The sequence below is a fragment of the Variovorax sp. P1_H2 genome, assembly GCF_056405295.1.
Genome location: NZ_JBFUCJ010000091.1, coordinates 22,876 through 30,329, shown reverse-complemented (window position 1 = coordinate 30,329; position 7,454 = coordinate 22,876). Strand labels below are relative to the sequence as shown.

General features: G+C 68.7%; 8 protein-coding genes and 1 pseudogene. 4 read left to right on the top strand and 5 right to left on the bottom strand.

Features of this window, described 5'->3' with window-relative positions:
* Window positions 1-747: pseudogene (locus AC1D2E_RS25640) on the top strand (DUF349 domain-containing protein); the annotation flags it as partial.
* Window positions 748-775: 28 nt separating this feature from the next.
* Here AC1D2E_RS25640 and AC1D2E_RS25635 read toward each other — a convergent pair.
* The 5 genes from AC1D2E_RS25635 to AC1D2E_RS25615 form a co-directional block, all read right to left on the bottom strand.
* Entirely contained in the window at window positions 776-1,570 is a 795-nt protein-coding gene (locus AC1D2E_RS25635; protein ID WP_478200011.1) for a M90 family metallopeptidase, read from the bottom strand.
* On the bottom strand, window positions 1,570-2,331 hold the full coding sequence (locus AC1D2E_RS25630) for a UDP-2,3-diacylglucosamine diphosphatase (RefSeq protein ID WP_478200010.1): 762 nt from the start codon (window positions 2,329-2,331) through the stop codon (window positions 1,570-1,572). The genes AC1D2E_RS25635 and AC1D2E_RS25630 overlap by 1 nt, the downstream gene beginning before the upstream one ends.
* 94 nt (window positions 2,332-2,425) lie before the next feature.
* Window positions 2,426-2,935 carry a peptidylprolyl isomerase gene (locus tag AC1D2E_RS25625; RefSeq protein ID WP_478174293.1) on the bottom strand — a complete coding sequence of 170 codons (510 nt, stop codon included), beginning with the start codon at window positions 2,933-2,935 and terminating at the stop codon, window positions 2,426-2,428.
* Between the two features lie 16 nt (window positions 2,936-2,951).
* Window positions 2,952-3,539, bottom strand: coding sequence for a peptidylprolyl isomerase (locus AC1D2E_RS25620; RefSeq protein WP_478200009.1), 588 nt, complete (start codon window positions 3,537-3,539; stop codon window positions 2,952-2,954).
* Between the two features lie 49 nt (window positions 3,540-3,588).
* Window positions 3,589-4,179 (bottom strand): tetratricopeptide repeat protein, encoded by a 591-nt coding sequence (locus AC1D2E_RS25615; protein WP_478200008.1) that lies wholly within the window; start codon window positions 4,177-4,179, stop codon window positions 3,589-3,591.
* Window positions 4,180-4,370: 191 nt separating this feature from the next.
* On the opposite strand from AC1D2E_RS25615, the gene cysS reads away from it, so the two are divergent.
* The 3 genes from cysS to AC1D2E_RS25600 are packed head-to-tail and all read left to right on the top strand — an operon-like array spanning window position 4,371 to window position 7,412.
* Window positions 4,371-5,747, top strand: coding sequence for a cysteine--tRNA ligase (gene cysS, locus AC1D2E_RS25610; protein ID WP_478200007.1), 1,377 nt, complete (start codon window positions 4,371-4,373; stop codon window positions 5,745-5,747).
* 17 nt (window positions 5,748-5,764) lie between these two features.
* A complete protein-coding gene (locus tag AC1D2E_RS25605) occupies window positions 5,765-6,415 on the top strand; it encodes a DNA-3-methyladenine glycosylase family protein (protein WP_478174290.1) in 651 nt (216 codons plus the stop codon).
* Between the two features lie 16 nt (window positions 6,416-6,431).
* On the top strand, window positions 6,432-7,412 hold the full coding sequence (locus AC1D2E_RS25600) for an acetyl-CoA carboxylase carboxyltransferase subunit alpha (RefSeq protein ID WP_478200006.1): 981 nt from the start codon (window positions 6,432-6,434) through the stop codon (window positions 7,410-7,412).
* Window positions 7,413-7,454 lie beyond the last annotated feature (42 nt).

Genomic DNA, 7,454 nt, shown 5'->3' with positions numbered 1-7,454 from the left:
GATCCCTCGGCCCGCTCCGATGCCGAGGCCGCGGCGCCCGCGGCAGCGCCGAAGCCGGCCCCCAAGCCGGTGATCGCGGTGCGYGGCGACGACCGCCCCGGCAACCGCAAGGCCGACGCCGTGCCCGCAGGGCGGGGTGGCAAGTTCGGCGAGCGTCGAGATGCCCGCGGACCGGGCGGCCCCGGCGCTCGATCCGGCGACCGTCCGGCGCGTCCGGGTGAGCGCGGCGGCCCGGCGGGTGGCCGATTCGGCGACCGCCCACCGCGCGAGGACCGTGGCCCGCGCCTCGGCGACGCGGCTTTCCGGGCCCAGCGCGAAGCGCTCGAACGGGCCGAGTTCGCGCTGCGCAAGCTGGCGTCGCAGGCCCATGGCGAGGCGCTCACGCAGGTGCTCGGGGCCTGGGAGAAGCGCGACGCCGCACAACTGCCCAGCGTCCAGGAACTGGGCCGCGCGGTGACGCCGGCGGTGCGCAGCAGCTGGTCGCAGGCCATCGGCTCGGCACCTTCGGCGCAGCCCGCCGATGCTGCCGAGGCGCTGCTGCGGCTCGAGATGGCGGCCGAGGTGCCGACGCCGGCCGACCAGATCGAGGCCCGTCGCGCCCTGCAGCTCAAGCTCTTGACCCGGCGCGGCGACCTGACGCCGGAGCAGACCTGGGGCCAGGATGCGAGCAAGGTGCTGGCCGCCAGCCACGACGCGAGCTCCGCCAGGCGGCTGCAGAACGCGCTCAAGGCGCTGCTGCGCAAGTGAGGGGGCGGTCGCCGCGGGGCGACCGTGCTCAGCGGCTTTGCGCTGCGCTGAAGAAGGCGTCGAACAGCGCCGCCAGCGGGCCGAACTCGGCCTGCAGCGCCGAGCGGTTCACGAAGTAGGCCTCGCAGGCGACGGCGAAGAATTCGGCCGGCGATTGGGCGCCATAGGGGTCCAGCCAGGGCGCTTCGCCGTCGAAGCGCTCGGCCATGATGGCTTTCTCGCGCAGAGCCTCGTAGGCCGGCTGGAGCACCCCGAACCAGGCGGCGCGCGCCTCCTTCGCGCTGTGCGTGCCGAGGAAGCCCGGCGGCAGCGGCGGGCAGCCGTCGGCCGCACCTTGCGCCATGTCGATCTTGTGGGCGAACTCGTGGATCACGACGTTGTAGCCCTCCGCGCGCGTGATGCTGCTGGCCAGCACGTCCTGCCAGCTCAGCATCACCGGGCCGCGGTCCATCGCCTCGCCGGCGACGATCTCGTCGTATTGGTGGACCACGCCCGTGGCGTCGGTGGTCGTGCGGTGCGCAACCACCTCGGACGGGTGCACCACGATACCGACGAAATCGTCGTACCAGCGCAGGCCGCCCTTCAGGTTGAGCACCGGCAGCACGGCCTGGGCGGCGATCGCCAGCGCCACTTCGTCGGTGATCACGAAGCCGTGCGCACCGTGGAATTCCTTGTCGCGCAGGAACTCGGCCGCGAGCGTACGCAAGCGGACTTGTTCGGCGGCCGGGCGTTCGGTCAGGAAGCGGTAGCGCGTCAGTGTGGCCTGCCAGGCCGCATCCGGGATCGTGGGGGGCGCGCGCAGCCTGCGCAGCCAGCCGAACATCAGCGCAGGTCGACGCGCTGGGCGCCTGCGCTCGACAGGCACAGCAGCTGGGCGCGCGGCGGATGCGCGGCGACGTCCCAGTCGCTCAGAACGATCCGGCGCAGGCCTTGCCCGAGGTCGTGGATCGCCGGCCGGTGGGTGTGGCCGTGCACCAGCGTGTGGGCGCCGGCCTGCCGCAGCCAGTCGCGTGCGGCGTCGGCGTCGACATCGGCCCACACCATGTCCGGGCTGCGCTTGCGGTCTTCGCTCTGGGCCCGCACCGAACGCGCGAGCGTGCGGCGCTCCTCGAGCGGACGGGCCAGCAGCGCCCGCTGCCATTCGGGGGTGCGCACCTGGGCACGAAAGCGCAGGTACTCGGTGTCTTCGAGGCACAGCGCGTCGCCGTGGCTCAGCAGCCAGCGCTCTCCGTGCAGCACCAGCACGGTCGGGTCGGCGACCAGCGTCATGCCGCAGCGCGCCGCGAAGTCCGCACCGACCAGGAAGTCGCGGTTGCCGTGCATGAAGAAGACCGGCCGGCGCGCGGACGCCGCCCGCAGCAGGTCGGCGCATTGCGCCTCGAAGCCGGGCAGGGCGGCGGCGTCGTCGCCGACCCAGACCTCGAACAGGTCGCCGAGGATGAAGACGGCATCCGCCGGGGTGGTCTCGAGGTAGCCCTGCCAGGCGGCCACCGTGGCCGGCTCCGACGCCTGCAGGTGCAGGTCGGAGATCAGGTCGACCGTGCGCCAGCCGGGCGGCGCGACGATCTCGGCGAATGCCGCCATGGAAGGTCAGTCCGCCGCAGGGCCGCCCCAAGGCGGACTCGGCCCCCTCGGGGGGCAGCGAGTACACGAAGTGACGAGCGTGGGGGTCATGCCGTCAGGCCTTGACGACGGCCTTCTCGATCACGACGTCCTCGAGCGGCACGTCGTCGTGGAAGCCCTTGCGGCCGGTCTTGACGGCCTTGATGCCGTCGACCACTTCCTTGCCGCCGATCACCTTGCCGAACACCGCATAGCCCCAGCCCTGGGCCGAAGGTGCCGTGTGGTTCAGGAAGCCGTTGTCGGCGACGTTGATGAAGAACTGCGCAGTGGCCGAGTGGGGCGCGTTGGTGCGCGCCATGGCGACCGTGTAGTTGTCGTTCTTGAGGCCGTTGTTGGCTTCGTTCTGGATCTCGGCGCCGGTCGGCTTCTGGGTCATGCCGGGCTCGAAGCCGCCGCCCTGCACCATGAAGCCGGGGATCACGCGGTGGAACACGGTGTTGTCGTAGTGGCCCTTGTTCACGTACTCGAGGAAGTTGGCGACCGTCTTGGGGGCCTTGTCCTGATCGAGTTCGAGCGTGATGACGCCCTTGTCCTTGATGTGCAGTTCGACTTGCGGGTTGCTCATGGCAGTGTTCCTTTGCTTATTTCGCCAGGGTGGCGGACTGGATGGTGATGGTTTCGACCGGCACGTCCTGCATGCCGCCCTTGTTGCCGGTGCGTGCGGCGCGGATCTTGTCGACCACCTCGGTGCCCGAGACCACCTTGCCGAACACCGTGTAGCCGTAGCCGTCGGGGTTGGGGGCGTCGAGCATGGCGTTGTCCTTCACGTTGATGAAGAACTGCGCGGTGGCCGAGTTCGGGTCGGAGGTGCGCGCCATGGCGATCGTGTACTTGTCGTTCTTGAGGCCGTTCTTGGCCTCGAGCGGGATCGGCGCGCGGGTCGGCTTCTGCTTCAGGTCGGGCGTGAAGCCGCCGCCCTGGATCATGAAGCCGTCGATGACGCGGTGGAACACCGTGCCGTCGTACTGCTTGTCCTTGACGTACTGCAGGAAATTGTCGACCGTCTTGGGTGCCTTTTCGGGCGCCAGCTCGACCACGATGTCGCCGGCCGAGGTGGCGAGCTTGACACGCGGCGCGCTCTGGGCCCAGCTGGGCGCAGCGGTGGCGGCCAGGGCCAGCGTGGCGGCCAGAGCGAGGGCCCGGCGGCGCGAAAGGACTTGAGGAATCACGGGTGGATCGCTTTCGTGTGCGTGCGCCGCAGCGCGTTCTGGAAAGGGGTCAGTTGCGCACCGGCTTGCGCACCGGCGGGGTTGCCGGCGGCAGGGCGTCCGAGGCCGGCACGCCGAACATCTGGCGCACCAGCGCGAGCTTCGGCGGCACGGTCGTGTTGCCGGCCTCCAGCTTCAGCGCCCGGGCGTAGGACTGGGCCGCCAGCCGCGCATACACGTCGCCGAGGTTCTCGTGCGCGGTCGCGTAGTCGGGGTTGAGCTTGATCGCCATCTCGAGCGCGGCGCGGGCCTTGTCGAACTGGCTCTGCGCCGCGTAGAGCGCGGCCAGGTTGTTGTAGGGCTCGGGCAGTTCGGGGAAGTCCTGGGTCAGGGCCGTGAAGACCTCGACCGCGTCGGCCTGCTTGCCTTGCTCGGTCAGGATCACGCCGCGCAGGAATCGCATCTGCGGGTCGCGCGGCTTGCCGGCGATGTAGGCGTCGGCCTTGGCCAGCGCCTGGTCGGCCTTGCCCTGGCGCAGCAGGGTGTTGACGTCGGAATAGTCGTCGGCGTGGACGGCTCCGGCCAGCAGGGCGAACAGGAGCGCCGCGATGGCTCGGAAGCTGCGGGAGACGGGGAGGGGGGAGAAGGCGGCGTGCTGCATGGAGCCTCGGGAGTGAGAGGAGACGGGCCTCGTAAACACGCGGAAAACTTCCGGCGGTGGCCGTTTACAATGGGCGCCATTGTAGCCGAGGGGGCATGTCCAGCCGCCCGTCGCCACACCCCCGTCACCCCTGAAAAACCCCCATCGTTCGCCCGTTTCCGTGCGTGCGCGAACCGACGTTTCCGAGCCTCATGAGTCTTCGCATCTACAACACGCTGTCGCGTGAACTGGAGGAATTTTCCCCACTGCAACCCGGCAGGGTGCGCATGTACGTGTGCGGCATGACGGTCTACGACTACTGCCACCTGGGCCACGCGCGCTCGATGATCGCCTTCGACGTGGTGCAGCGCTGGCTCAAGGCTTCGGGCCTGGCGGTCGACTACGTGCGCAACATCACCGACATCGACGACAAGATCATCCGCCGGGCGGTCGAGAACGGCGAGAGCATCCGGGCCCTGACCGATCGGATGATCGACGCCCTGCACGAGGATGCCGACGCGCTCGGGATCGAACGGCCTACGCACGAACCGCGGGCCACGGAGTTCATTCCGCAGATGCTGTCGATGATCTCCACGCTCGAGCACAAGGGCCTGGCCTACCGCTCGCCCAACGGCGATGTCAATTTCGCGGTGCGCAAGTTCCCGGGCTACGGCAAGCTGAGCGGCAAGTCGCTCGACGAGCTGCATGCCGGCGAGCGCGTGGCGGTGCTCGACGGCAAGGACGACCCGCTCGACCCGGTGCTCTGGAAGAGCGCCAAGGCCAGCGAGCCCGAGGAGGTGAAGTGGGCGAGCGAATTCGGCCCGGGCCGGCCCGGCTGGCACATCGAGTGCTCGGCGATGGCCTGCCAGTTGCTCGGCGCGACGCTGGACATCCATGGCGGCGGCGCCGACCTGCAGTTCCCGCACCACGAGAACGAGATCGCCCAGAGCGAAGGCGCCAATGGCAAGCCGCTGGCCCGCACCTGGATGCACAACGGCTTCATCAACATCGACGACGAGAAGATGTCCAAGAGCCTGGGCAACTTCTTCCTGATCCGCGACGTGCTGAAGCAGTTCGATGCCGAGACCGTCCGCTTCTTCGTCGTCCGGGCGCACTATCGCAGCCCGCTCAACTACAGCGACGTGCACCTGAACGACGCGCGCAATTCGCTGCGCCGGCTCTACAACGCGCTCGCCCTGGTGCCGCCGGCGCCGGTAGCGATCGACTGGAACAACGCCCATGCCGCACGTTTCAAGGCGGCCATGGACGAAGACTTCGGCACTCCCGAGGCGGTAGCCGTGCTGTTCGACCTGGCCGGTGAAGTCAACCGCACGCAGTCGCGCGAGTCCGCGGGCCTGCTGAAGGCCCTGGCCGGTTGCCTGAACCTGCTGCAATCCGAGCCGCAGGCCTTCCTGCAGGCCGGCAGCACGCTCGACGACGCGACCATCCAGGCCCTGATCCAGCAGCGCGCCGAGGCCAAGGCGGCGAAGGATTTCGCCGAGGCCGACCGCATCCGCAGCGAACTCCTGGCCCAGGGCATCGTGCTGAAGGACTCGGCGAGCGGCACCACCTGGACCTCGGCGCAGTGAGCGCCGCCGCCCGACCCATGTCCGCCGCCAAGGAGCCGATCGTCCAGGTCTTCACGCCCGACTACTGGGAGGAGGCCTGCCGGCATCTCGCAAAAAAGGACCGCGTGATGAAGCGGCTGATTCCGCGCTTCGGCGACGTTCGCCTGGAGTCCCGCGGCGACGCCTTCACGACGCTCGCCCGCAGCATCGTCGGCCAGCAGATCTCGGTGAAGGCGGCGCAGACGGTGTGGAGCCGCTTCCTCGAGCTGCCGCGCAAGCTGACGCCGGCCAGCGTGCTGAAGCTCAAGGTCGACGACATGCGCGCCGCCGGCCTGTCGGTGCGCAAGGTCGAATACCTGGTCGACCTGGCGATCCATTTCGACTCGGGCGCGGTGCATGTCAACGCCTGGGAGAACATGTCCGACGAGATGATCATCGCGGAACTGGTCGCGATCCGCGGTATCTCACGCTGGACCGCCGAGATGTTCCTGATCTTCCACCTGATGCGGCCCAACGTGCTGCCGCTGGACGATCCGGGCCTGATCACCGGTATCAGCCAGAACTATTTTTCCGGCGATCCGGTCAGCCGCAGCGACGCCCGCGAGGTGGCGGTCGCCTGGGCGCCGTATTGCAGCGTCGCGACTTGGTATATTTGGCGATCGCTCGACCCGCTACCGGTCGCATATTGAAAAACAGGAGAAGACGTTGGCGAAACGAACCTTTCTCGACTTCGAGCAGCCCGTGGCCGAGCTCGAAAGCAAGATCGAAGAACTGCGCTATGTGCAGACCGAATCGGCGGTCGACATCTCTGAAGAAATCGATCAGCTGGGCAAGAAGAGCCTGCAGCTCACCAAGGACATCTACAGCGACCTGACGCCGTGGCAGATCACCAAGATCGCCCGGCATCCGGAGCGCCCCTACACGCTCGACTACGTGAACGAGATCTTCACGGATTTCGTCGAACTGCACGGCGACCGCCACTTCGCCGACGACCTGTCGATCGTTGGCGGCCTGGCGCGCTTCAACGGCACGCCCTGCATGGTGCTGGGCCACCAGAAGGGCCGCGACACCAAGGAGCGCACCGCGCGCAACTTCGGCATGAGCAAGCCCGAGGGCTACCGCAAGGCGCTCAGGCTCATGAAGACGGCCGAGAAATTCAAGCTGCCGGTCTTCACCTTCGTCGACACGCCGGGCGCCTACCCGGGCATCGACGCCGAGGAGCGCGGCCAGTCGGAGGCCATCGGCCGCAACATCTTCGAGATGGCGCAGCTCGAGGTGCCGATCATTGTGACGATCATCGGCGAGGGCGGCTCCGGCGGCGCGCTGGCGATCTCGGTCGGCGACCAGCTGGTGATGCTGCAGTACTCGATCTACTCGGTGATCAGCCCCGAAGGCTGCGCCTCGATCCTCTGGAAGACCAGCGACAAGGCCCAGGAAGCGGCCGATGCGCTGGGCATCACGGCGCACCGCCTCAAGGCGCTCGGCCTGGTCGACAAGATCGTCAACGAGCCGGTCGGCGGCGCCCACCGCGACCACCGCCAGATGGCTGCCTTCCTCAAGCGGGCGCTCAACGATGCCTTCCGCCAGGTCGGCGACCTGTCGACCAAGGACCTGCTGAACCGCCGCTACGAGCGGCTGCAGAGCTACGGCCGCTTCGCCGACACCAAGGCCGACAGCGGCAAGTAGGGTGCGGGGCGGCCGGAGCTCCCGGTCCCGCGCTCGCTCAGC